22 protein-coding genes are annotated in these 22929 nt (G+C 46.6%); 10 read left to right on the top strand and 12 right to left on the bottom strand.

Annotated elements, in window-relative coordinates:
* The first annotated feature begins 3 nt into the window (after nucleotides 1–3).
* The 5 genes from ACXAFQ_RS17925 to ACXAFQ_RS17905 all read left to right on the top strand — a co-directional run bounded on the left by ACXAFQ_RS17925 (nucleotide 4) and on the right by ACXAFQ_RS17905 (nucleotide 4450).
* Entirely contained in the window at nucleotides 4–780 is a 777-nt protein-coding gene (locus tag ACXAFQ_RS17925) for a TatD family hydrolase (protein WP_474824769.1), read from the top strand.
* Nucleotides 770–1345 (top strand): pyridoxamine 5'-phosphate oxidase family protein, encoded by a 576-nt coding sequence (locus ACXAFQ_RS17920; protein WP_474824768.1) that lies wholly within the window; start codon nucleotides 770–772, stop codon nucleotides 1343–1345. Before ACXAFQ_RS17925 ends, ACXAFQ_RS17920 begins: the two co-directional genes overlap by 11 nt.
* Before the next feature lie 126 nt (nucleotides 1346–1471).
* Nucleotides 1472–2266 (top strand): DODA-type extradiol aromatic ring-opening family dioxygenase, encoded by a 795-nt coding sequence (locus tag ACXAFQ_RS17915; protein WP_474824767.1) that lies wholly within the window; start codon nucleotides 1472–1474, stop codon nucleotides 2264–2266.
* 189 nt (nucleotides 2267–2455) lie between these two features.
* On the top strand, nucleotides 2456–3607 hold the full coding sequence (locus ACXAFQ_RS17910) for a methyl-accepting chemotaxis protein (RefSeq protein WP_474824766.1): 1152 nt from the start codon (nucleotides 2456–2458) through the stop codon (nucleotides 3605–3607).
* A gap of 6 nt (nucleotides 3608–3613) precedes the next feature.
* Nucleotides 3614–4450, top strand: a complete 837-nt coding sequence (locus tag ACXAFQ_RS17905; protein ID WP_474824765.1) for a nitrate- and nitrite sensing domain-containing protein — start codon at nucleotides 3614–3616, stop codon at nucleotides 4448–4450.
* Between the two features lie 121 nt (nucleotides 4451–4571).
* On the opposite strand, the gene ACXAFQ_RS17900 is transcribed toward ACXAFQ_RS17905, so the two are convergent.
* The gene (locus ACXAFQ_RS17900; RefSeq protein ID WP_474824764.1) at nucleotides 4572–5480 is read right to left on the bottom strand and encodes an NAD(P)/FAD-dependent oxidoreductase; all 909 of its coding nucleotides are present in this window, start codon (nucleotides 5478–5480) and stop codon (nucleotides 4572–4574) included.
* A gap of 117 nt (nucleotides 5481–5597) precedes the next feature.
* On the opposite strand from ACXAFQ_RS17900, the gene ACXAFQ_RS17895 reads away from it, so the two are divergent.
* From ACXAFQ_RS17895 to ACXAFQ_RS17880, 4 genes are all read left to right on the top strand, one after another.
* Nucleotides 5598–6017 carry an RrF2 family transcriptional regulator gene (locus tag ACXAFQ_RS17895; protein WP_474824763.1) on the top strand — a complete coding sequence of 140 codons (420 nt, stop codon included), beginning with the start codon at nucleotides 5598–5600 and terminating at the stop codon, nucleotides 6015–6017.
* Between the two features lie 68 nt (nucleotides 6018–6085).
* On the top strand, nucleotides 6086–6334 hold the full coding sequence (locus ACXAFQ_RS17890) for a hypothetical protein (protein ID WP_474824762.1): 249 nt from the start codon (nucleotides 6086–6088) through the stop codon (nucleotides 6332–6334).
* Nucleotides 6309–6857, top strand: coding sequence for a YaeQ family protein (locus ACXAFQ_RS17885; RefSeq protein ID WP_474824761.1), 549 nt, complete (start codon nucleotides 6309–6311; stop codon nucleotides 6855–6857). The genes ACXAFQ_RS17890 and ACXAFQ_RS17885 overlap by 26 nt, the downstream gene beginning before the upstream one ends.
* Nucleotides 6857–7165, top strand: a complete 309-nt coding sequence (locus tag ACXAFQ_RS17880; protein ID WP_474824760.1) for a hypothetical protein — start codon at nucleotides 6857–6859, stop codon at nucleotides 7163–7165. Before ACXAFQ_RS17885 ends, ACXAFQ_RS17880 begins: the two co-directional genes overlap by 1 nt.
* Nucleotides 7166–7171: 6 nt before the next feature.
* Here ACXAFQ_RS17880 and ACXAFQ_RS17875 read toward each other — a convergent pair whose 3' ends face one another.
* From ACXAFQ_RS17875 to ACXAFQ_RS17845, 7 genes are all read right to left on the bottom strand, one after another.
* Nucleotides 7172–7633, bottom strand: a complete 462-nt coding sequence (locus ACXAFQ_RS17875) for a YchJ family protein (RefSeq protein ID WP_474824759.1) — start codon at nucleotides 7631–7633, stop codon at nucleotides 7172–7174.
* A 50-nt stretch (nucleotides 7634–7683) separates the two neighbouring features.
* Entirely contained in the window at nucleotides 7684–8043 is a 360-nt protein-coding gene (locus ACXAFQ_RS17870) for a deoxyguanosinetriphosphate triphosphohydrolase (RefSeq protein WP_474824758.1), read from the bottom strand.
* Nucleotides 8044–8180: 137 nt separating this feature from the next.
* Entirely contained in the window at nucleotides 8181–8795 is a 615-nt protein-coding gene (locus ACXAFQ_RS17865; RefSeq protein WP_474824757.1) for a protein-methionine-sulfoxide reductase heme-binding subunit MsrQ, read from the bottom strand.
* A complete protein-coding gene (msrP, locus tag ACXAFQ_RS17860) occupies nucleotides 8795–9802 on the bottom strand; it encodes a protein-methionine-sulfoxide reductase catalytic subunit MsrP (RefSeq protein ID WP_474824756.1) in 1008 nt (335 codons plus the stop codon). The genes ACXAFQ_RS17865 and msrP overlap by 1 nt, the downstream gene beginning before the upstream one ends.
* A 132-nt stretch (nucleotides 9803–9934) precedes the next feature.
* Nucleotides 9935–11269: an anti-phage deoxyguanosine triphosphatase gene (locus ACXAFQ_RS17855; RefSeq protein ID WP_474824755.1), complete on the bottom strand. Its 1335-nt coding sequence runs from the start codon at nucleotides 11267–11269 to the stop codon at nucleotides 9935–9937.
* 121 nt (nucleotides 11270–11390) lie between these two features.
* Entirely contained in the window at nucleotides 11391–11996 is a 606-nt protein-coding gene (gene yfbR, locus ACXAFQ_RS17850; protein WP_070127772.1) for a 5'-deoxynucleotidase, read from the bottom strand.
* 58 nt (nucleotides 11997–12054) lie between these two features.
* Nucleotides 12055–13284, bottom strand: coding sequence for a pyridoxal phosphate-dependent aminotransferase (locus tag ACXAFQ_RS17845; RefSeq protein ID WP_474824754.1), 1230 nt, complete (start codon nucleotides 13282–13284; stop codon nucleotides 12055–12057).
* A gap of 670 nt (nucleotides 13285–13954) precedes the next feature.
* Between ACXAFQ_RS17845 and ACXAFQ_RS17840 the strand changes: the two genes are divergently transcribed.
* Nucleotides 13955–14275, top strand: coding sequence for a DUF3718 domain-containing protein (locus ACXAFQ_RS17840; RefSeq protein WP_070127770.1), 321 nt, complete (start codon nucleotides 13955–13957; stop codon nucleotides 14273–14275).
* Nucleotides 14276–14354: 79 nt separating this feature from the next.
* Here ACXAFQ_RS17840 and ACXAFQ_RS17835 read toward each other — a convergent pair whose 3' ends face one another.
* The 4 genes from ACXAFQ_RS17835 to ACXAFQ_RS17820 form a co-directional block, all read right to left on the bottom strand.
* The gene (locus ACXAFQ_RS17835) at nucleotides 14355–17441 is read right to left on the bottom strand and encodes an efflux RND transporter permease subunit (RefSeq protein ID WP_474824753.1); all 3087 of its coding nucleotides are present in this window, start codon (nucleotides 17439–17441) and stop codon (nucleotides 14355–14357) included.
* Nucleotides 17434–20727 (bottom strand): efflux RND transporter permease subunit, encoded by a 3294-nt coding sequence (locus tag ACXAFQ_RS17830; RefSeq protein WP_474824752.1) that lies wholly within the window; start codon nucleotides 20725–20727, stop codon nucleotides 17434–17436. The genes ACXAFQ_RS17835 and ACXAFQ_RS17830 overlap by 8 nt, the downstream gene beginning before the upstream one ends.
* A 25-nt stretch (nucleotides 20728–20752) precedes the next feature.
* Nucleotides 20753–21820 (bottom strand): efflux RND transporter periplasmic adaptor subunit, encoded by a 1068-nt coding sequence (locus ACXAFQ_RS17825; protein ID WP_474824751.1) that lies wholly within the window; start codon nucleotides 21818–21820, stop codon nucleotides 20753–20755.
* 213 nt (nucleotides 21821–22033) lie between these two features.
* Nucleotides 22034–22909, bottom strand: a complete 876-nt coding sequence (locus ACXAFQ_RS17820) for a multidrug transporter (RefSeq protein ID WP_474824750.1) — start codon at nucleotides 22907–22909, stop codon at nucleotides 22034–22036.
* Nucleotides 22910–22929: the final 20 nt, after the last annotated feature.

Here is a 22929-nt window from a genome sequence, read left to right as displayed (position 1 = left end):
ATTTTGTTTGTAGATTCTCACTGTCACTTAGACCGTTTAAAAATGGACGATGCTGAGCTTGGAGAAACCCTGAAATTCGCTCGCCAGCGTGGCGTCGAGCATTTTCTTTGTGTTTGCGTAGCGGTGAACGATTTCGACGACATGTATGACAAGGTAAAAGGGTATCCCGATGTATCGGTGTCCTGTGGTGTGCATCCGCTTCATCAGGAGGATGCCTGCGATTATCAGACGCTATTAGAAAAAGCTGATAAACCTGAAGTTGTCGCTATTGGCGAAACTGGGCTGGATTACTTTTACAGCGCCGATACCCGTGAAGTACAACTCAGTTCGTTTATCGACCACATCAAAGTGGCTAACGCGCTCAAAAAGCCTTTGATCATTCATACTCGTGACGCCAGGGAAGATACGCTGAATCTTCTAAAGGAATATAAAGATCCTGACACCATCGGCGTGTTGCATTGCTTCACCGAAAGCCTGGAAATGGCACAAGCAGCTATTGAAATGGGTTTCTATGTGTCGATTTCAGGCATCGTTACGTTTAATTCTGCCGATGAATTGCGTGAAGTGGTGAAAGCATTACCGCTAGACAGGTTATTAATTGAAACCGACTCACCCTGGCTGGCTCCGGTGCCGCATCGTGGTAAACAGAATCAGCCTGGCTATGTGGTAGAAGTGGCTGAGTTTATCGCCGAACTGAAAGGGGTAACGGCAGAAGAATTGGCCCGTCAGACCACTGAAAACTTTTACCGCTTGTTCAACCGGACTCAACGTGCTGATTAATACCCAACCGCTTTGGGCTACGCGATTGCAAAAAAGTTTGCAGATCAGTAAAGACATACCGGAAAGTCGCTTTCTCCAGGTGGCGACAAGTGATGAGTCTGGTGTGCCACAAAACCGTACATTGGTTTTTCGTTCTTTAGATGCCGACAGCGCTGTGCTGTCGGTGATTTCAGATCACCGTACACCAAAAATCGCAGAATTGAAGGGCGATCCGCGTGCGTCCATTTGCTGGTATTTCACCCGCAGCAGAGAGCAATTCCGTTTCACTTGTTCTACTACCATTTTGGTGCACGGTATTAATGGTGTGGATCTCACTTCCCAGTGGAAGGCGCTATCAGCGCAGGGGAAAAAGCAATTTCTTTGGGGCGAGCCTAGAACGCTTCGTGTGGATGACGGCCCATTGCAGGCTATTGTGCCAGACAATTCGTCTCCACCGCCGCATTTTTGCCAGATTAACTTTCATGTTGCCGAAGTTGATTACCTTAATCTAAAAGCTAACCCGCAGTATCGAGAACTTCATCAATTACAAGACGGGCAGTGGTCTTCAGTGTCTGTCATTCCCTGACATCATTCCATTAAATAGACTTTTATGTCCGATTTTAGGACAAAGACAATTGTCATCAGTGGCGTATCATTTGTTACATGAACAGGCTGATGTGGATCAGCTAAACCATGAGGTAACACCATGATAATGACGCCATCAAATATTCTTTATCTATCCCACGGCGGCGGCCCATTTCCCTTGCTCGGTGAGCCATCGCACCAGCATATGGTAGAGCAGTTAAAAGCGGTAACCGCAACGATAGCGAAACCGAAGCGAATTTTGTTGATCAGTGCGCACTGGGAAGAATCCAGTTTTACCGTTACCGGTAATCCGCAGCCCGAGCTGATTTACGATTATTACGGTTTTCCTGAGGAAGCGTATCGCATCCAGTATCCCGCAAAAGGTGATCCTGACTTTGCCGCAGCATTAAGCGAGGCGGCCTGGAAAAGTGGTACGAAGATAGCCATCGATGCGAAGCGAGGTTACGATCACGGTATGTTTGTGCCGTTAAAACTTATGTATCCCGATGCAGATATTCCGGTTGTGCAGCTTTCGCTGGCTGCCAGTCTGAATGCGTCGTTGCATGTGCGGCTGGGTGAAGCGCTGCAAGCTGCCGACCTGACTGATACCCTGGTGATTGGTTCTGGCTTCTCTTTTCACAACATGAAAGCGTTTTTTAGACACATACCCGGTGCCGATGAACAAAACGATGCGTTCCAACACTGGCTTAAAGAAACCGTTGAAAGCGAATCACTGACCGAAGGGCAGCGTGCTGAGCGATTAATCAATTGGGAGACCACAGCGCCCCATGCCCGATTCTGCCATCCCAGAGAAGAGCATTTATTGCCGCTGCATGTGTGTTATGGCCTAGCTAACCGAAAAGCGAGTAGGGTAGAACAAACAGATATTGCAGGCAAAACGGCCACCTTAGCGCTTTGGTAAACGAAAACGGTTAAACTTTCAGTATCATTTCAGTGCACTAGTATGTCCATGTTAGTGCATTGATATTAATAAAAGCATTCGCTGTATTTTTATTTGATGATTTTAAAGGTTTTTTTGACACCCTGATCTGGAATGACAATTGCTGCATTGCAGTAGTGCTAAATTTCTCATTACAGGTTTCCTTTGCCTATGCCGACATTTTTACTGTGGCCGAGCAAATCCATTATTAATGGATTTGGTCTGAAACACGCCACAGCATTGGTTTCTTTTATCATCGCGGCGGGTTTTGTGTTTATTCTTATCGCCCCGCCTGACTTTCTTTTTGCCCCTATAATTTGCGCTGTATTGATGATTTGGCTCAGTGCTTCTCATTCATTTTTACTCGCTAATCAGCTTCATTCCCTGGACAACTTACTGACAAGCACACAGAGTGATCCTGAAAGTTATCGGAACTTACCCGCCAACGAATGGCTATTGCCGGCTCATGTGAAAGTAATATTTGACGTACTTAAAGAGATGAGTCGTAAGCGTGAGCATCTTGAAGAGTTCTTATCTGAAATGCGCTATTCCGCCGACCAGATGATCACTTCAGTGATGAAAGTGGCCGATAATGCCACTACACAGTCAGCCGCAACTACCTCTACCGCTGCAGCTGTGAATGAGTTAACCCAATCCCTCGCTGGCGTTGTTGATACCTTTGAGCAAGTCAATCGGGCTGCTATTAACGCCAGAACCCATTCCGAAGCCGGTAAAAAGCGGGTGGCATCGTTAACCACTGAGTTTGCTCAGGTGGAATCTGACGTAATTAATACGCAAGGCGCACTCGAACGACTGAACAACAGTATGGAAAAAGTAATGGAGCTTACCGGCTCTATTCAAAAAATAGCCGAGCAAACCAATCTACTCGCCCTGAACGCCTCTATCGAAGCCGCCCGGGCCGGAGAAGCCGGAAGAGGTTTTGCCGTGGTGGCAGATGAAGTGAGAAACCTCGCAGAAGATTGCCGCCAATCGGCTGAAGTTATAAACAGCAGAGTGGGAGAATTGGTTAACGAGCGTGATTTGGTACTGGCAAGCATGGAATCGGTGACTGAACGGGCGAGGGCGTGTTTTATTAAAGCCGAAGAGGCCAGTACACTTTTAGACAGTATTAGCCACGAATCAGAAATAGTGCAGCAGCAAGTTGCGGATATTGCAGATATTACCAGTCAACAAAGCCTGGCAACCGAAGAGATATCCAGGAATATTGAGAAGGTAGTAGAAAGTTCGAATGATAACGCACAATTGGCAAAACAGACGTCAGCCGTTGCTGAATACCTCCGTTCACTCGCTTTAAAGGACTGATGCACTATGTTAATTGCCATTATCGCGTTTATGGTTTTACTTCTGGTGGCCTTAATTGTGTTTCAGCGCCAGTATCGTAAAAGGGAAGATAAAAAGCGGGCTCAGCAAGTATTGATTTACGCAAGAGATGTGAAAAGTCTGATAGGGTTTTCGCAAAAGCACAGAGGGCACACCGCCACGTTTCTGCAAGGAAATGCCGAGTCGGAACAACATATCATCGCGCTGCAGGAAAGCATCCAACAAACCATTCAACGATTGAGCACATCCACCGACCTTATTAAGCAATCCCGATGGCAAAGCTACATGGACCATTGGCAGCGCTTGAGCGGTACCTATATGACACTCACGGTACCAAACAGTTTTTTACAACATACAAACCTAATCGAAAACCTGCTGTACATTCTTGAAGATGTAGCCGAAGAATTTCAGTTCCTTTCAAACGAGCAAGACCCGGAACTCAGCCAGTTTGTGTGGCATGATTTTCCATTCGCCATTGAGTTCGTCGGGCAGGCCAGGGCAACAGGTTCGGCTGTCGCCACTAAAGGCGGTAGCACGCAAATTGATAAAGTGAAACTTGGCTACCTGCAAGAAAAAATAGCCAACCTTACCGATCGGGTTTTCCGGCAAATTGAAACACGATCTCTATCAGAAAACTTAAGCCAGGTGCGTCACGCAAGAGAAAACTGCAATGATTTCCTCGCCCTCATTAAGCGCGAATTTATCGACAGTGATAAAACGACGGTACCTGCCAAAACCTATTTTGAAACCGCCACCTTGGTGATGGACGAGCTGAATATAATTTTGGATGAACAGATAACCGCGTTGATTAATAAGGGGCAGTAGTGGTTGTGGGGCTAGTTTGAGCGAATAGCGGAAATCGCTATTCGCTCTGTGATAGCAGCTTAAAACCATAAACCACCGGTTGGACGGTTTACTATCACTTGTTGTTTATCCCTGAATAAGTTTATTGCCCTAAACCTTCGAAAATCAATGATTGATGTGTGCTTATGCCGGTTACAGTACCAGATGCTATTGCTAGTGTACCGCTCTGCATCGGGTTGGACAGGTCTCCCGCAACGTAGACGCCTTTTACAGAACTTTCTTTTAATTCATTCACTTCGACAACTTTCCCTAGCGGAGCATCTGACAAAGATAAACCCAATTGATTCACTAGAGGGGAGGTTATCTGTATCTTGGGGCCGACGTACAATCCACCTAGTGGAATTATCCTTCCATCAGCGAGTTCTACTGACTCCATCTTTTCATCGTTGCCGTTTACCGCAACAACAGGCGAGTGCTCGAAATTCACATTGCGCCCACGTAGAAACATCTCGAAAGCCGGTTCCGGAAAATAAACTCCTTGAGTAAACAAAGTGGTATCTCCCCAATCAGGGATCATCGCGGCTTGATGCATCGACAATTCTGATGTGGCCAGAACACCTAACGCCGTGTTCCGCAACTCATATCCATGACAATACGGACAATGCACTACATTTTTTCCCCAATACTTTTGAAGCCCGGTCAATTCAGGCAATTTATCAGTAATCCCACAAGCCAGAATTAACCGTTTGGCCTTGGCTCTCATGTCTTGTTGCGTTTGAATCGAAAACTGGTTTTCTTGTTGTTCGACAGTAGTTACAGCGTCTTGCCAGAATTCGAAAGTAGGATAAACGAGAAGTTGCTCTAGAGCAGTTTTACGAATTTCGGCAGGTGTTTTTCCGTCCAGGCAAAATACACCGTGCGATGCAGTGGCAAAGCGATTCCTTGGTAAGTTGGTATCAATCACCAAGACTTTTCGCTGTGCACGAACTAACTGCATAGCTGCGGCAAGACCAGCAAAACTACCCCCTACAATAATCACGTCATACATCATTACTAAGCTCCAATATTTTAATGTAACAATTGTTGTTACTTGAGATAGGCTAACATGACTCATGTAACTTTAAAAGTTTCGTGTTAAGATTTGTCTGCATATCAAAGAGAAACAAGAATGAGAAAAGACAGTCGACTTTCACGCGTACTACATGTGTTGATTCACCTGGATGTGCATGAGCATCCAGTGACGTCAGAGAGCATTGCAAAAATGCTCACAACCAACCCTGTCGTTGTTCGCCGTACAATGGCTCTATTGCGGAAGTGCGGGTATGTTGAATCTATTAAAGGGCACAATGGTGGATGGTCGCTGAATCGTCCACTAGCGGAAATTACCTTATTGGATATACACCTGGCATTAGGTGAAAGCAGCGTTTTTACAATCGGTCTTACTGATGAGCACAATAATTGTTTGATTGAGCATGCAGTAAATCGTGCATTAGCGGATGCTATGCATGATGCAGAAGCGGTTCTCCTTCAGCGATTTGGAGAGGTGACGTTAGCAGAGTTGGGTAAAGATTTTGAACCTAATTCTTAACTATTGTTTCCTACTCGAACAACCGATAGAAATTAGGTTATATTGACTAGCCATTCAAGGTGAACAGGATGTCCGCTTCTCAGGGCGAGAGCATGAACGTTCAAATATCGTTCAACGCTACCAAACCCGCCTCCGAATTTACCGGCGCGATTCAACCAAGCCATCAGCAATTCATCAAAACAAATCGACTACAGCGCACCTTGAGTTTTACTGATACTATACGCGGCGACATTACCGGGCAAGAATATCAACCAATTATGATGCCCGGATCAGCACTTATTCGGACATACCATGGCACTGAAAGCGACCATCTTTAAAGCGGACATTTCGATTACCGATATGGACCGTAATTACTATAACGATCATAACTTAACCATTGCTCGACATCCTTCTGAGAACGACGAGCGCATGATGCTGCGGCTGATTGCCTTTATTGTTAATGCCCACGAGCGTCTGCAGTTTACAAAAGGGCTTTCTGACGACGATGTGCCTGATCTCTGGCAGAAAAGTTACAGTGATGAAATCGAGCTTTGGATTGAGCTGGGTCAGCCGTCTGAGCAGAGAATTAAGAAAGGCTGTAATCAGAGTCAACAGATGATGATTTATGCCTATGCAGACAATAGCTTTGATGTGTGGTGGAAAAAAGAAAGCAGCAAACTGCAAATGCGGAAGAATTTATCGGTATTTACTGTGCCTGAAAGCTTGGCCGCGCAATTGGCTGAAGCTGTTCAGCGTTCAATGCAAATTCAGGTTACCATTCAAGATGGCCAAATGTGGTTAACCATTGATGGTTCGGAAACGAGCCAGAGTTTGGAAGTCGACATTCAGAAGCACATGTAATGAAAAAACTCTCCTCAGTACAGTTAAAGCAACAGGCTATTGTTGCTGACGTCTGCGATACCATTGAATCCGAAGGGCGAGCGGCTCTGGCAGGATTTGTTCAATGCTGGTTCAGTGTTGAATATCACCAGTTTCCTGGCTCACTGTTGTTGCGTTTTCAGTTTGAAAATGAAGAGGCGCTGCAATCGGCGGAGCCGGAATTGAAAAGCTGGCAACGATGCCTAAGCGCTATGCTTCTTAAAAAGGGTGTGGTACTAAGAGATATGCGTCGACATTTGTTGTTTACCGTTGCAGGACCTGACGACTAACGAAATCTACCGCAGCTTGGTCATGCAACATTGTTTGTGTTTCTTGCCACTGCCGCAAAAACATGGATCGTTCCGGCCCATTTTAACACTGCCAGTATCGTCATGCATTTCACCGTTATGGTAAAGCCAGTGTCCATCTTCCTGCACAAAAGACGAAGTTTCGTGCATGAGTCCGAGTTTCTTTCCTTCGCTGAACCAAGCTTTGAATTCCACTGTGTCTGTGTCTGCGTGACACACATCGAGATGTAACCAATGTGTATTGGCTGCACTGGCCTGTAGATCCTGAGTGGTTAGCTGGCTTCGTTTTTCTCGGCTGTATGTCGCCAGAACATAATCAAATCGCCCGACTTTGTATGCACTATAACGGGAACGCATTAATTGTTCTGCGTTAGGCGCGGCAATGCCATCGTCTAATAATGGGCCGCAGCATTGCTTATATTCCCGTTGACTGTTGCAGTAACAAAGCATGTTTTACACTCCTGAAGAATCTGGGGCGAGTGTACATGCTAGGCTGATAATTACCAAGGGCCCATAACAACGTTCTTACGTTGCTGGCCATTTTCTTCATTAGTGACTTTCAGGTTAACCACAGAAACCGCATAACGCTGACATAACTGTTTAATAATAACCCGTTGTGCTTCATCTAATGCTAAGTTCTCAACATATATGGTTGTGCATTGACCAGAAGTGATCAACCGGGAGATCCATGCTGGGACTTGTTCTTCGGCGGGCTTCTGCATGCGAATGGTGTGCGGAACATCTTTTTTAAACGCAACAGATTCGGCAAGTAGATAAGACCAACCGCGGATGCGGGTTACTTCTTTAGGTTCACCATCGAATGCAAAACTTAATTGAACTACGTTATTTGAATGTGCCATAACAATGCCTGTTTGTTTGTACAGTGTATAGGTGTACAGTACTTTGTGTTTGTATATTGGGCAAGTTTTTTTTGCATAAAAAAACACCGCAGGTTGTGCGGTGTTTTTTAAGGTTATGATTTAATGGTATTTTTTATCTAAAATTTTTTTAGCTTTGTAAATCGTAAGGCGATGAGCAGTACTGCGGCTATCCAGTAGTATACAGGTTCTTGCCAAGCCGTTTTCAGCGACCAGGTATAATGGAGCACAATAAGCACCAGTGCGAGGTAGACTAAGTTATGCAATGGTTGCCACTTCTGTCGCATTTTTTTACGCACAATCATGGGGGAGGTGATAGTTAAAGCGAACAGAATAAGCAGTGCCAGCATGCCCACAAGAATGTAGGGCCGACTAACGATTTCCTCTGCCACCAGCGACATATCAAACTGCAATTCAAACGCAATATAGGTAAACAGGTGAAACAGTCCATACACAAACACATATACGCCTGCCATTCGCCGACATTTTATTAAATCGCCGCAGGGAAGGCGCCGAGCGAGCTGTGAAAGACAAAGACTGAAAAACAACATGAGCAACGCAATAATGCCGCTTGAGTGCAACAATGCTTCAACGGGGTCGCCGCCAAGATTATCGTTCACCCCAGCCATGAATAGCCAAACGAGATAGCCAAGTGCCAGACAGTGATAAAGAGCCTTGATGCCATTTACCTGCAACTTTGTTAAACGGACGGGTCGGTTAAACAGCGTTTTCATTAATAGTTTCTGGTTAAATCCATGCCGGTATACAAACTTGCCACTTCCTCATAACCATTGAATGGTAACGTTGGGATACGCTTCTGGTTAAACAAGCCACCTGTCGTGATACGTCTTTCACTGGCCTGACTCCATCGAGGGTGATCTACCGCAGGATTCACGTTTGCGTAAAAACCGTATTCCTGATGGGCCAGTCGTTTCCAGGTTGTAGGGGGCTCTTTGTCAGTAAGCGTAATTTTCACCACCGATTTGATGCTTTTAAAGCCGTATTTCCATGGCACAACGAGTCGAATGGGCGCGCCATTTTGCGGAGGAAGGGTTTTACCGTACACACCGACCGACAACATAGTCAGCGGGTGAGTAGCTTCATCGATACGTAAACCTTCAACATAGGGGTAGTCGATGCCACCACCGACAAAGCGGCTTTTCTGCCCGGGCATTTGTTTCGGATCGTACAACGTTTGGAAGGCGACATATTTGGCGCTGGATAATGGCTTAACGGCTGCAAGTACGCTACTTAACTGAAAGCCCGTCCATGGGATCACCATCGACCAGGCTTCCACACAGCGCATGCGATAAATTCTCTCCTCAAGCGCGAACTTACTGTAGAGATCTTCATAGTTCAGAGTAAGCGGTTTCTCTACCAGACCATCGATGGTGAGCGACCAGGGATCAACATTAAAGCCTTGTGCGTTTTCAACCGGATCACCTTTGTCGGTGCCGAACTCATAGAAGTTATTAAATGAGCTGACCTTGTCATACGGCGTTAACGTTTCATCAATAGCGAACTTTTCATTACGGGTATAATCGAGATCACGACTTTGAAAGACCGACTTTTCCTCATCGTCGTCGGTAAACCAGCCGAAAGCCGATGCGGGTTGGCTCATCAACGAACCCAGTCCGATGAAACCCATGGACTTCAATAACTGTCTGCGTTGAGCGTATACCGATTCATCGGTAACGTCGTTGTCGGTAAGCTTCACTGATGGCTTGAAAAGGCGAGGCATCTGAAATCCTTTAGTTGTGCTATTTACTCATTGATACTCAATGGACCACAAACAGACCGGATAAATTTCAATTAAATTTCTGTCATCCAGAATAAACCGCTACTTCTAAGCTTTGACTTGACCGCTGGCAGGTTAGTTAAATCCGTCGAACTGCGCCGTTTGGTTGGGCAAAAACAGGCTAGCATACATACGTGCTGCGAAATCGTCAGTCATGCCAGAAATGTAATCCGCTATAACTCTAAAACCGTTGTCGAATTGTTGCGCTCTCTGCCAGCGTGCCCGGGTGTTGTCTGGTAATAATCGTTCTGGCTCAGCACTGAATGCTTCGAACAATTCCATTACGGTTTGTTGCCCTTTGAACTCAAGAATTTGTACTTCGGTTTTGCGGATCACGAATTTAAGAACGAAGTCTTTAAAAAGCGCCAGTGCAGCAGAGTGGTCTTCAGGCATTACTGCCTGATAACGCAGCAGAGGGTGGGTAAATACCTCTAGGCTACGAATTTCGATGGCGGTGATAAAGCTGTTCACCAGTGCGCCGATGGCATTTTTACGCTTGTGATGGGTATTACTGAATAAGCGCTCAGTCAGCGATAAAATGTTGTCGGAAAGCCAAGGCACACCAAGTTTGTTCAATGGCACCGCAACGGCTTCCATAAAGGTGCTTTGGTTTACCATCTTCATCACAATGGCATCTTCAAGATCATGAATGCCGTAAGCGATGTCGTCAGCCAGTTCCATAATTGAGCAATCAAACGATTTAAAGCGGGTTTTGCCGTGTTTAACATCCGATTGGGTGAAGCCCATGAATTGTTCACGATCGTGATGATCAAGAGGCTCCAGTAACCAGTCAAACAGGGGCTGATCGCAGCGATACAAGCCCTTTGGTGGATGCCAGTGTGACGCCTGTAATTGTCGGTATGAAGATGGCCGTGTGCCTAAACAGGCTGGATTGGTAAGGGTGTCGATAAAATTCGGATACTTTACCAGCCCAAGTACGCTGCGCCGACACAGATTCATACCGTGGTTTTGGGTGTAGGGCTCAAGTTCACAAATGATACGAAACGTTTGCCCGTTCCCTTCGAACCCTCCGTGGTCGTGCATCATGTAATTTAAGGCAATTTCTCCACCATGACCAAACGGCGGATGGCCGATATCATGAGCCAGGCACAGGGTTTCAATTAAGCTGGCGTCCAGTTGTAACTCTTCCGTTTGCTTTGGAAACTTACCTTGTAACTGGGCGGTAATGCCGGTACCAATTTGCGCGGCTTCCAATGAATGGGTGAGGCGGGTACGGTAGAAGTCGCTTAAACCGGCACCGAGAACCTGTGTTTTTGCCTGTAAACGCCGGAATGCGGCGGAGTGTAGCACCCGTGCTTTGTCACGCTGATAAGGATTGCGATGATCACCATCGCGAGATTGGTTACGGGGAAGGCGTCGTTCACACCAGGGAGAAGAAAAATCCAGCATTATGTTACTGACCTGTCACTGCTTTTCAGGCAATTGGCTAAAATTAAAACATACCACTGATTGACGGTTTACACCAACTGGCGGTTTGTACATGCATTATCAAATCGGCAAAGCAAAAGTTTTAAATATCTTGCTGGGACAGTTCGTCAACGCTGACTAAACAATTATCGGTGAAGGTATCGAACAGAAACCGAACTTCTGGCAACTTTTCTTTAAAGTGCGCCAGCATGCCGTCGAGACGATCGCGAACGGGAATAAATTCACGGTTACCAAACGCAATTTCATCGCAGGCTTTGAGGTAGGCAGAAATTAAATCGGCTGCTTTAACCAGTGTTTTGTATTCCGGATCAACCTGCTGTTGTATGACTAATGAGGAAAAGTGCTTTTGCAGTGAGGCTGGTAACGAGGCGATACATTCCCGTTCTGCCACATCTTCAAGCTTCTTAAACTCGCGAGTAATATGGGGGTTATGATATTTGGTCACATGGTTAATATCAGATAACTTGGTTTCTGAAACTTCATGATACAGGGCTACGGTAGCTGCTCTGTCCGGATTTAGGGTACCACCGAAATGTTCATTGCGGATCACCGCCAGCAGATGCGCGATAACAGCAACCTGATGGGAGTGCTCGGCTATATTTTCCTGTTTCACAGTGTGCATGAGTGACCAGCGTTTGATCAGCGGCATGCGTAAAATCCAGGCCAGGAAGGTGCTTTGCTTTTTCATATCAGGTTGTCCGTAAAGAAGGTTACGTTAACGGGTACTGACTTTCCCCGTTAACCGATCATACCGCCGGACCGTGCTGACGATAGTGTTTAAAGAATGAACCAATACGGGCGAGGGCGGGTTGCAGAATATCTGCATGGGGCAGAAACACCAGGCGAAAATAGCAGCCTTCCTGTAGATTAAAGGCGCGACCGTGCACTAACAGGATTTTCTCTTCATTCAGCAGGTCGAATATCATCTGCTCATCATTGCTGATGTTGAATTTCTGCGCGTCTACCCGGGCGAAACAATACATGGCACCTTTGGGTTTCACGCAGTGAATGCCAGGAATATCGTTAAGCATGTTAGCAGCAACGTCACGCTGCATTTTTAGGCGACCACCGTCGTGTACCAGGTCATTAATACTCTGGTAACCCCCTAAAGCCGTTTGGATGGCACTTTGACAGGGCACATTGGCACACATTCGCATAGAGGCGAGCATGCTGATCCCTTCAATATAGTCTTTAGCGACACGCTTATTGCCACTTACCAGCAACCAACCTGCGCGGAAACCCGCAACACGATAGTTTTTAGACAACCCGCCAAGGGTAACAAAGAAGACTTCGTCGGTTAGCGACGCAATGCAGGTATGCTTATAGCCGTCGTAAAGGATCTTGTCGTAGATCTCGTCGGAGAAAATGACCAGGCCATGCTCTTTCGCCACATCGACCACTTGTTGCAGCAGTGCTTTATCGTAAACAGCACCGGTGGGGTTGTTCGGGTTAATCAACACAATAGCACGGGTACGACTGGTGATCTTACTTTTAATATCGTCGATATCCGGGAACCAATCCGCTTCTTCGTCGCAGCGGTAGTGTACCGGTGTGCCAGATGACAAACTAACCGCAGCTGTCCACAGCGGATAATCTGGCGCAGGCAGCAATACTTCATCGCCGGTATTCAACAGCGCCTGCATGGACATCATGATCATTTCACTCACACCATTACCGATAAAGATATCGTTAATGCGAATGTCCTGAATGTTCATCTGCTGGTAATACTGCATTACCGCTACACGGGCAGCATAAATACCTGAAGAATCTGAGTATCCCTGGGATGTGGGCAGATTATAAATCACATCTTTAAGAATATCGTCTGGCGCTTCGAAGCCGAAAGGCGCTGGGTTACCAATATTCAGTTTTAAAATGCGATGCCCCTCATCTTCCATTTTGCGTGCTTGCGCAGCAATTGGACCTCGAATGTCATAGCATACATTGTCCAGTTTATGAGAGCGTTCTACAGGTTTCATTGCGGTATCGATTAGTCGTGAAATAAGGTCAGACAGGGTATCCCATAGAGCAGGGGGATGTTAAGTGGATTTTGTTATCTTTATCATCATTTTATACTGATATTGCAAAATAGTGTTTACCCATTGATTTGATTACCAGCAAATGACTCAGATAGCTTTCATCGTTAGAGGGCGAATTAGTGGTGCTATAAACACGAAATTAAGTAACAGGAACGCATAAAATTTAGCCAGGGCAATATCGCTCGTGATGCATATTTGCCTAAAAAAATACCACTTTACTTAGTCAAAAGTAGGGTTGAAATGTAGTTTTATTACAGAATTTGGTGCTATTTATAGGTCCTTGACCCCGTAAAAGCCGTTAAATTTTGTTAAACTTTCAGTTTGGCTACGGCAAAAAGTGTCATTTCAAGCATATTTTTTAGATTTTATTTATCATTAATTAAATTTTTATATTCTCTATTGTTATATCGGGCTCTTGTTTGTTTCGTAAATTCAATTACTTACAAATGTGAATAAATGAGCGCATTAGGTTTTACTAACCTGTTACCCACCTGAAACAATAATACAACAGCATTTACGCGCATTTTGTAGGATAAATATAAACGTCGAGAGGGCACAGGGTCCTTGAGGCAATAACAACAAGTTCGCCAAAACTTCTGAGGAAATAACTATGAAAGCTATCGTAAAATCTATCGCTGCTGTATTAACTGTTGCTGCTGTATCTTCGCCTGCACTTGCTGCTGACAAAGAATACCGTTTTGTAGGTGACACGCAATTTGCTGGTTTCTGTAAAGCTGTTGCAACTAACGACGTTCGTGCACTGCGCGTTAACCTGAGCCGTAACGTAGGTCGTATCGCTGCTACTGAACGTGAAGTTCTGCGTATGGTTACTGCTGAAGACGGTCTGACTTGTAACGGTGAAAACCTGGTTGATTTCTCAGTAAAACGTGATGCATCAGACGTACACGAGTTCCTGGTTTCACGTAGCTAATTGTGGGTTGGCTAAAGAACAGGGTGAATACCATTCCTCCGTTGGATATTCGCCCTGCTCAATAGCACCGCAACTTTCTCTACTCGGACTTAGCGCTCAGCAATCTGTCCACTTTCAATTTGCTACTTCTTAGCATCTTGCCCACTTGATATCGCATACGCAATAGCGCCACATACGTGAGTGGAACCAGAATTAAGCTGGTAAGCGTTGAAAACACCAAACCCCCAATGATTGCTATCGCCATCGGTGAATAAGCGGGGCCATCGCCGCCAATTCTTGTGGTACCTACAGCGAGCGGGATCAGACCCAAAATTGTTGTGGCTACTGTCATTAATACCGGGCGAATACGCGTCATACAACCTTCAATGACCGCTTCATATAAAGACATACCTTGAACAATCAGTTGGTTGATACGGTCTACCAGCACAATGCCATTGTTTACCACAATGCCCATTAAGATTAGCATCCCTATCATTCCCATTACCGACATAGCGGTGCCTGTAATCAAGAAGGCCCAAAAAACGCCGGTAAACGAGAACAACAACGACGTGATCACCGCTGTAGGTAACAAGATTGATTCAAACAGGGCAGCCATAACGATGTAAATCATGCAGATGGCCAACAGCATGTTCATCTGCATCACTGCAGCCGCTTCGTCTTGCCTACGGAAACTGCCATCTAACGTCCACTGATAGCCGGTAGGCATGACAATATATTGCATGGCATTTTCAATGCGTTCGCGCGCTTCTTCAACAGTGAGATCTTCACTGAGGTTTGCGCCAATAGATAGAGCGGTTTGGCGATAAAAACGGCGGATCTCAGAAAGTTGAGGCTTCATGGTGATATTCGCCACCATATCAAGGGTTATTGGGCGACCATCTTGTTGGCTAATCACAACGCTTTTTAGTGTTTGTAACGACGCTGCAGCAGGCTCACCAAACTTCAATTGAACGCCTATTTCTCCACTGTCGCCGTAGCGGAAAGTTCGCAAGTTACTGCCACGTAATGCCGTGCTGATAAGACTGGCAACATCTCTGGGTTTTATGCCCAGGCGCCAGGCTTTTTCACTGTTAACCTTAATTTGATATTCCTGTTTTACTGCACCTACGTCGGCTTTCACATCGTCTAACCCATCGATAGATGCGAGCACGGGGACGATATTGTCAGCCAGTTCTCGCAGGCGGGTAGTGGAATCGCCCAATAACGTTACTCGAACACCACCGCCACCACCGCTGTTCCATTGAAAAGACGGACGAGCACGAGCAAACTTTGGCATATCTTCGCGGATCATTTCTTTAATGTCTGACGCCGGGATCGGCAGATCATCTTCCAGGGTAATACGGGAGGTGGCGTGTCCCGCTTCGAAATAACTATAAACCTGCTTTATATGGTATTCCTGCTGGTGGCTATACAGAAATTCTTCCATTTTAACCACGGTGCGTTCTACTTCTTCCAAACTATAATTCTGGGTAACGTGGTAGTTTAGCCAGAAACCGTCTTCGTCGTCGTTACCTTCATCGTCACCACTCACAGCTCCCATGGGGATAGCCGTGCTGATCAAAATAATCATGGCTATCAACCCGGTGACTTTTTGGTGCTTTAGCGACCATCTTAGTACGTTGCCATAGCGGATAATGTAACCAGGTTGGCTCAGGCTTTTCTGTTCCGGCACTTTTATTTTTGACACCAGTAACGGGATCAATGTTTGCGACAATAACAGCGAAGCAAACAGAGAAATACAAATCGCAATGGCCACATGTTCGAGGAAAATCGTGATGTCGATTTTGACGCCAACAATATTTGGCAAGAACACAATGGCGGTGGTGGCGGTACCCGCGATAACTGCCAAGCTCACCCGGTTTATGCCGGTTTGTGTTGCGCGCAGCGCGTTGCTGTCGGTCTGACGAGCCTGAAAAATACTCTCGGTGACGACAACGGCATTGTCTACCAGCATGCCCACGGCCAGCATTAAACCCATCAGTGACAGTATATTTAGCGTGTAACCCATGAGGTACATGAGGCCAAGGGTGATACAAATTGAAAAGGGCACAGAGAGCACCACGATAAGCGTAGATGACAGCTGTCTGAGGAAGGCATACAAAACAATCACCGATAGCAGCGCACCTAGCAATCCGGCGGCAATGAGATCGCCAAGGGAGGAGCTCACGCTTTTAGCAGTATCTTCCATGACAAATAAGTTGATACCGTTAAATTCTGGGTCCGTTTCTGCTTTTTTAATGACCGCCATCACGCTGTCGGCCACTTCAACCAGGTTGCTTCCGGATTCACGATAAATGTTAAAGCCAACGGCATAAGTGCGATCAAGGTGACGCCCTTCGTCGCGTTCAGGACTTTCAAGTCCAACGTCGGCAATGTCCTTTAATTTCACGCCGGGACGCACGATAAAGTTCTTGAAATCGTCAATGTGGGTGAATTCGCCCATGGGATTCACCAACACTTTATTTTCTGTGCCGAGGGCACCAGCGCTGGCTGAAAAATTAACCTGACGCAAGCGCTGCACTAATGCTGGCGTATCGATGTTCATAGCAGCCAATTTGGTGGGATTCAGATGGATCACGATTTGCTTTTTCAGTACACCATAGAGTTCCACTTTTGATACGCCGGGTACGCGTTCTAATGGCTTTTTAAGATTGCGATCTAATAAATCGTAAGCGTTACTCAAATCTCGCTCACTGGACACCCGTAACTGAAAAACGGGCATATCATTGGTGTTGAATTTAAACACCAGAATGCGTTCTACATCGTCTGGCAAGGTGTTGCGGATGGTATCAATTTTCTCCCGGGCCTCGATGCTCTTGGCTTTGATGTTCTCATCCCAGTCGAATTCAATGAACACCTGGGCACGGTTTTCATAAGATGTGGCCTGTATGCGCTTGATACCCGACATGGTAGCGAGTACCTCCTCAAGCGGACGAGTGATCATGCGCTCAACTTCAGCGGGGGTGGCATCTTCGTAGGGGACTTCCACAACGATTTGTGGAATATCAATACCTGGGAATTTTTCCAGTGGCAGTAAACGTGACGCCACGGCACCGAAAATCAGCATTGATAAAAAGCACATACACACGGTGACCGGATGACTCAGGGCAAACCTGGCTAAACCCGCTCCTGAACTGCGCGGCGACGGTACTTCTTGCTTATCCATAAGTGCGCTCTCCGCTTTCGTTCGCCAGTTCCGTGTTTGTCGTACGGAACGTTTTGGTATCAAACAATTGATACAAAACTGGAATTAACACCAGTGTGAGAAGGGTGGCAAACACCAGTCCAAAAATGACCGTTACAGCCATTGGTGTGCGCACTTCCGCGCCATCGCCAAAACCAATAGCCATGGGTAATAGCCCCAGTACAGTGGTGAGGGTGGTCATAATGATGGGGCGCAGTCGGCTTTTGCCTGCGTCGATAATGGCTGCTTGTTTCTGCATGCCTGCTGCCCGCGATTGGTTAATTTTGTCCACCAGTACAATAGCGTTGTTTACCACAATGCCGCATAGCATGATTAAACCGATAAACACCACCACGGATACATTGGTACCTGTGAGCCACAATCCGAACAGGGAGCCGGCACCGGCTAAAGGTACTGAAAACAAAATAAGTAAGGGGTGTAAAAGCGACTCAAACTGCGAGGCCATAACCAGGTACACCATGAATACTGCCAGCGCGAGTGCAAATTGTAGTGAGGCAAAGCTTTCTTCCATGTCTTCGCTTTGACCGGCTACTTTGGCCTTCATGGATAAGGGGAGTGACACTGTAGCGAGGAGATCTTCAGCTTGGCTAACGGCTTCAGCCAGATCGCCATAAGCCAGGTTAGCGCTAATTAGCACCACACGTTGTTGACTCACGCGGGTAATTTCCCCCGGACCGGTGCTCATGAAAACATCGGCTACAGCAGAGAGCGGTACGGGATAATCACTGTCAGGATTAACAATAATATTGCGTACGTCGTCTACATTATCTCGTTGTCGCTGCTGGTTGCGAACCAATACATCGATTTTTCGATCTTCAAGACTGTATTGTGTTGCCACTGTGCCGCCAACCTGAGCAGCAATAACATCAGATACCGCTTTTGCATCGAGCTCTAATCTGGCCAGGCGAGCTTCATTGAAGGCAATTTTGAGCTCGGGATTACCAGACTGCAACGTCGTTGTAATATCGGTAAATCGGGAGTCTTGTGCTAGTCTGTCCATGATTAACTGACTGTAACGTTGCAATTGTGACAGTTCATACCCCTGAAGCTGTATTTGCAGTGGAGCGGCAAAACTGAAGAGTTCTGGCTCGCCAAACTTGCTTTGTACACCGGCTTTAGACGCCAAAAAAACACGCATACTTTGTTTAACGGCATCAATGTTTAATTGACTGCTGCCTGGCTGCATCACTACGTTTAACTGTCCCCAATGATCGCCGCCTTGCGAGGGCGCAGCACTTAGCAAACTACCGGTTCCGGCAAGAGAATACGTACGTGCCACATGGGGTTGTGCATTTGTCACCTCAGCCAGTTCCGCCAAGAGCGCATCGGTACGTTCAACCCGGGAGCCAGCCGGTAAATTTACTTCTGCGTAAAATTCACCTTGCGACATTTTAGGAATAAGCTCTACGCCAATGCCAGGGATCAGCAATAAGGATGAACCGGTGAGCAGGGCAGCAATGCCAAGCACTAGCACGGGTTGCTTGAGTGCTGCACGAATAATGCTATCGTAAGTGCGTCCAAGCACAGAAAAGCCTATTGCCACAAAAGCGGTAAGCGGTCGAAATATAAACCCCAGTACCATCGATGTTACCCGCCACAGGCCCAGGCAAAGTGTCATTAGTACATAGGGTAAATAAACAAATACCACACGAAACGGCAAGGTTAGCGCAAATACTGCCCAGGCGACAAAGCCCTGTCGTGGCGGCTTTGGTGGTGTCTCAAAGGTATCAGCGTGGGCGGGCGAGGTATTTCGTGAACGGGCCGCCAGTGCTGGGATCAAAGTTAATGCGACTATCAAAGACGCAGCGAGAGCAAATGACACCGTCATCGCTTGGTCGCTAAACAACTGACCGGCTACGCCGTCTACAAAAATCAATGGTACAAAAACAGCCATGGTTGTGAGGGTTGAAGCAACGATAGCACCTGCTACTTCTCGGGTGCCTCGCTCGGCAGCCCGGGCATTGTCACCCGGTTGAGATTTGCGGTGACGGTCGATGTTTTCGAGTACCACTATACTGTTGTCTACCAGCAGGCCCACTGCCAAGGCAATACCACCCAAGCTCATGATGTTCAGACTGATATCGTTGCCGTACATTAAATTGAACGTGGCAATAACTGAAACAGGAATCGATACGGAAATGATCAGGGTGGTCCAGAAATCTCGAAGGAACAGGTAGATGACCAGCATGGCGAGTAAGCCACCGATAATCGCTGATGTTTTTACATCATCGATAGCCTGCTTTATGAAGGTACTTTGGTTATAGATGGTTTCCAGATAATAATTCTGTGGCAGAGCGTCATGCAGAGAAGTGAGCTCTTGATTAACACGGCGAGCCACATCTACGGAGTTGGCATCACCTTCTTTGTAAATGGCAATTTCAGTACCTTCAACACCGTTAAAACGGGTGATAGCATCTCGCTCTTTGTAACTGTTTTGTATGCTTGCCACGTCTTTAAGTTGAACATTTCGGCCCTCGAACTGGCTGAGAAACACGTTTCCAATATCGTTAAGGCTGTCGAATTCGTTCAGTGTGCGTACCAGGAAAGCCTGTGAACTCGCGTTTAGGCGCCCACCGGCGGCATTCACATTTTCTTCTTGTAGACGGGTAATGATCTGGCTCACGCTTACGCCGAGCTGACTGGCTTTACGTGGGTCTACTAATACCTGAACTTCATTTTCCAGCCCGCCACCCAAGCGAACCGATGCGACACCTTCCACCGACTCTAGCTTGCGTTTAATTTGTTCTTCAGCAAAAAGTCGCAACGTTTTCATCTGACTAATTCGCTGTTCAGTATTGGTGCTTGCGGCATTTTCATTAAGTGACAAACCGAGCTTCATCACCGGGTCCATGCCTGGATTGAACTTCAATAGGCGGGGTTTCTCAACATCTAGCGGCAATTGCAGAATGTCGAGCTTTTCACGGACTTCAAGCGCAGCAAAGTCCATGTCAGTACCCCAACTGAACTTTAAAACGACATCCGATTGTCCGGCCCGGGAAATGGATCGCACATCTTTTACGCCTTTTACCACGCCGACCGCTTCTTCAATAGGTTTGCTTACCAATTGTTCCAACTCGGCAGGCGCTGCGCCTTCGTAATCTGTGCGAATGGTTAAGGTTGGGTAGGAGAGTTCAGGGAGTAGGTTAACGGAAAGCCTGCTCAACGACACCATACCAAAAAGTAAGATGGCTGCGGTGAACATGGCGATAGCTACCGGGCGGTTAACCGCCAGTTTTACGATATTCATAGTAAACAGTCCTTTTTAAAACAAATCAGCTGTTTACAACTTCAACTGGTGTTTGGTCCTTGAGGTTCTGGTGACCGACGGTAACCACGGTCTCGCTGCCTACCAGGCCGCTTGTAATTTCAACCATATCGCTGTTTTCGAAACCCAAGGTAACGGGTACCTTTAGCGCTTTTCCTTCGCGCACCACGAACACAGTGCTTTGATTATCAATACTGATCAATGCCTGGCGCGGTAACAGTGGTGTATCTGAACGGGTGTCATAATTCAGTGCAACTTCGGAGAACATGCCAGCCTTTAATTGTTCTTTGTCGTTAGGAACGGTTAGCGTCACTTTAAATGTGCCGGTGGTGGCATCGATGACCGGACTGATTCGTTCTACCCGGGCGGTCACGGTTTCATTCGCCAGGGCTGGAATTGTAAGGGTAGCGGCTTGTGCTTTTTTAATACGAGAGAGCTCGCTTTCTGGCAGGTAAACAATACCTTGTAGGGCTTTTTGCTGAACAATGTGGAACATGCGTTCACGTTGGAAGGATTCTGTGAGGTTCCCTACCTTGGCATTACGCTCTGCAATGTAGCCGCTGATTGGTGCGGTAATGGTGGTTTCTTTTAAATCCAATTCGGCTAACTCTACATTGGCGCGTGCAGATTGATACTGTGCCGTGAGCTTTTGAAATGCATCATCACTCACCAGTTTACGGGAGTAAACCTTGTTAATTTTCGCCAGTTCCTGCTCGATACCAGCTAGATCAGCCCGAGCCTTTTCGAGGTTCAATTCATATCGACGTTTATCGAGTTGCGCCAGCACCTGGCCTTTCTCGACGTAATCGCCTTCTTCAACCAAAATGTGTTCAATGATCCCGGCTGCTCTGGCGACCACAAACGCTTCTTCCTTGGCTTCGAGGATCGCTGTGGTGGCGTAATTTGAAGAAATGACACCCCGCGTAATGGTGGTGGTTTCCACCGGAATGCTAACAACAATAACGTCTTTTTTCTTATCGTCTACGGCGCCAGCATCGCCGCAACCAGTGAGTAGTGAGGTGAGCATCCCTAGAGTAAGAGAGGCAGCTAAGAGATGTGTTTTCTTCGTTTCCATGGTCAAAACCCGCAAGGTGAACTGTTATTAGTTATAGGCGATTATGAGCATCGTGCATGCCAAGGTGTGGGGAACAAAATAATATGTTTTAAATCAGTATGTTATTTTTATTTGTAAGATGTGGTGAATTTGAAGAGTCGCTAAATGTGGTCTGAATAACTATTTAATGGTGAATGCCGCCATTGTTATATGGCGGCATTAGGCGAGGCGTTGTTACGTCCACATGACACAAATGGCCGCTGCCGAAATTAACAGCAAGCCGGCTATTTCGTTCCGTTTAACCGGAGTTTTAAGCATCCATGCGGATATCAACATGGTGGTGAGCACTTCAACCTGACCGAGTGTTTTCACATAAGCCACATACTGAATACTCATGGCACTGAACCAGCACATAGAACCAAAGCAACTGGTTGTACTGGCAGCCAGCGTGAGCGGTAATTGACGGCGAAGTTGGCCAAACACTTCGGGTTCTTTTACCGCGATGTAGCCGGCCAGTAACGCGGTTTGCACACACAGCACCCATAACAATACCCAGGCGGCGCTAACCGGAAACGGTACGTCGAGAAGTTGAGCAGCTTCACGGACATACAATGAGGTAAGGGCGAAGCTACCGCCACAAGCAAGACCAATTAGCGCCGTTTTGATGCTTAGTTCACCCTTTCGGGTTGCACCACTTAATACAAAAACAGCAACAGCGCCTACAACAATCCCAACCCAACCGAGTAGCGAAAGCTGGCTACCGAAAAACAGCGTGCCAAGGACTGCTGCCACCAAAGCTTCGCTCTTTGCCAGCCCTGCGCCTACGGCAAAGTTCTTTTGTTTGAACAGCGTCACCATTAAGAAGGTGGCGACAATTTGCATCACTGCAGATATACAAACAAACCCAATGAACTTCATTGAAAATGAAGGTACCGATACCGAATAAAACTGATACAGGCCGATAAGATATACAAGCGCGATAGGTGGAGCAAAAAGAAAGCGGGCGAGGGTAACGCCGGAGGTATTTACTTTTGCACCGAGCTTGCTTTGGAAGGCATTTCTGAACGTTTGAAAAAGGACAGCGCCCAGGGTAAGAAATATCCAGGTCAAAATCTGGTTTACCTTTTGGA

The organism is Alteromonas sp. ABH2_165 (genome assembly GCF_056159945.1).
The sequence above is the reverse complement of the archived record's forward strand: the minus strand, read 5'-3'. Positions and strand labels throughout refer to the sequence as shown.

Coding starts and splice junctions, on each gene's coding strand:
- ACXAFQ_RS17915 (WP_474824767.1), top strand. CDS start 1,472: ATGACGCCATCAAATATTCTTTATCTATCCCACGGCGGCGGCCCATTT.
- ACXAFQ_RS17910 (WP_474824766.1), top strand. CDS start 2,456: ATGCCGACATTTTTACTGTGGCCGAGCAAATCCATTATTAATGGATTT.
- ACXAFQ_RS17905 (WP_474824765.1), top strand. CDS start 3,614: ATGTTAATTGCCATTATCGCGTTTATGGTTTTACTTCTGGTGGCCTTA.
- ACXAFQ_RS17900 (WP_474824764.1), bottom strand. CDS start 5,480: ATGATGTATGACGTGATTATTGTAGGGGGTAGTTTTGCTGGTCTTGCC.
- ACXAFQ_RS17895 (WP_474824763.1), top strand. CDS start 5,598: ATGAGAAAAGACAGTCGACTTTCACGCGTACTACATGTGTTGATTCAC.
- ACXAFQ_RS17890 (WP_474824762.1), top strand. CDS start 6,086: ATGTCCGCTTCTCAGGGCGAGAGCATGAACGTTCAAATATCGTTCAAC.
- ACXAFQ_RS17885 (WP_474824761.1), top strand. CDS start 6,309: ATGGCACTGAAAGCGACCATCTTTAAAGCGGACATTTCGATTACCGAT.
- ACXAFQ_RS17880 (WP_474824760.1), top strand. CDS start 6,857: ATGAAAAAACTCTCCTCAGTACAGTTAAAGCAACAGGCTATTGTTGCT.
- ACXAFQ_RS17875 (WP_474824759.1), bottom strand. CDS start 7,633: ATGCTTTGTTACTGCAACAGTCAACGGGAATATAAGCAATGCTGCGGC.
- ACXAFQ_RS17870 (WP_474824758.1), bottom strand. CDS start 8,043: ATGGCACATTCAAATAACGTAGTTCAATTAAGTTTTGCATTCGATGGT.
- ACXAFQ_RS17865 (WP_474824757.1), bottom strand. CDS start 8,795: ATGAAAACGCTGTTTAACCGACCCGTCCGTTTAACAAAGTTGCAGGTA.
- msrP (WP_474824756.1), bottom strand. CDS start 9,802: ATGCCTCGCCTTTTCAAGCCATCAGTGAAGCTTACCGACAACGACGTT.
- ACXAFQ_RS17855 (WP_474824755.1), bottom strand. CDS start 11,269: ATGCTGGATTTTTCTTCTCCCTGGTGTGAACGACGCCTTCCCCGTAAC.
- yfbR (WP_070127772.1), bottom strand. CDS start 11,996: ATGAAAAAGCAAAGCACCTTCCTGGCCTGGATTTTACGCATGCCGCTG.
- ACXAFQ_RS17845 (WP_474824754.1), bottom strand. CDS start 13,284: ATGAAACCTGTAGAACGCTCTCATAAACTGGACAATGTATGCTATGAC.
- ACXAFQ_RS17840 (WP_070127770.1), top strand. CDS start 13,955: ATGAAAGCTATCGTAAAATCTATCGCTGCTGTATTAACTGTTGCTGCT.
- ACXAFQ_RS17835 (WP_474824753.1), bottom strand. CDS start 17,441: ATGGATAAGCAAGAAGTACCGTCGCCGCGCAGTTCAGGAGCGGGTTTA.
- ACXAFQ_RS17830 (WP_474824752.1), bottom strand. CDS start 20,727: ATGAATATCGTAAAACTGGCGGTTAACCGCCCGGTAGCTATCGCCATG.
- ACXAFQ_RS17825 (WP_474824751.1), bottom strand. CDS start 21,820: ATGGAAACGAAGAAAACACATCTCTTAGCTGCCTCTCTTACTCTAGGG.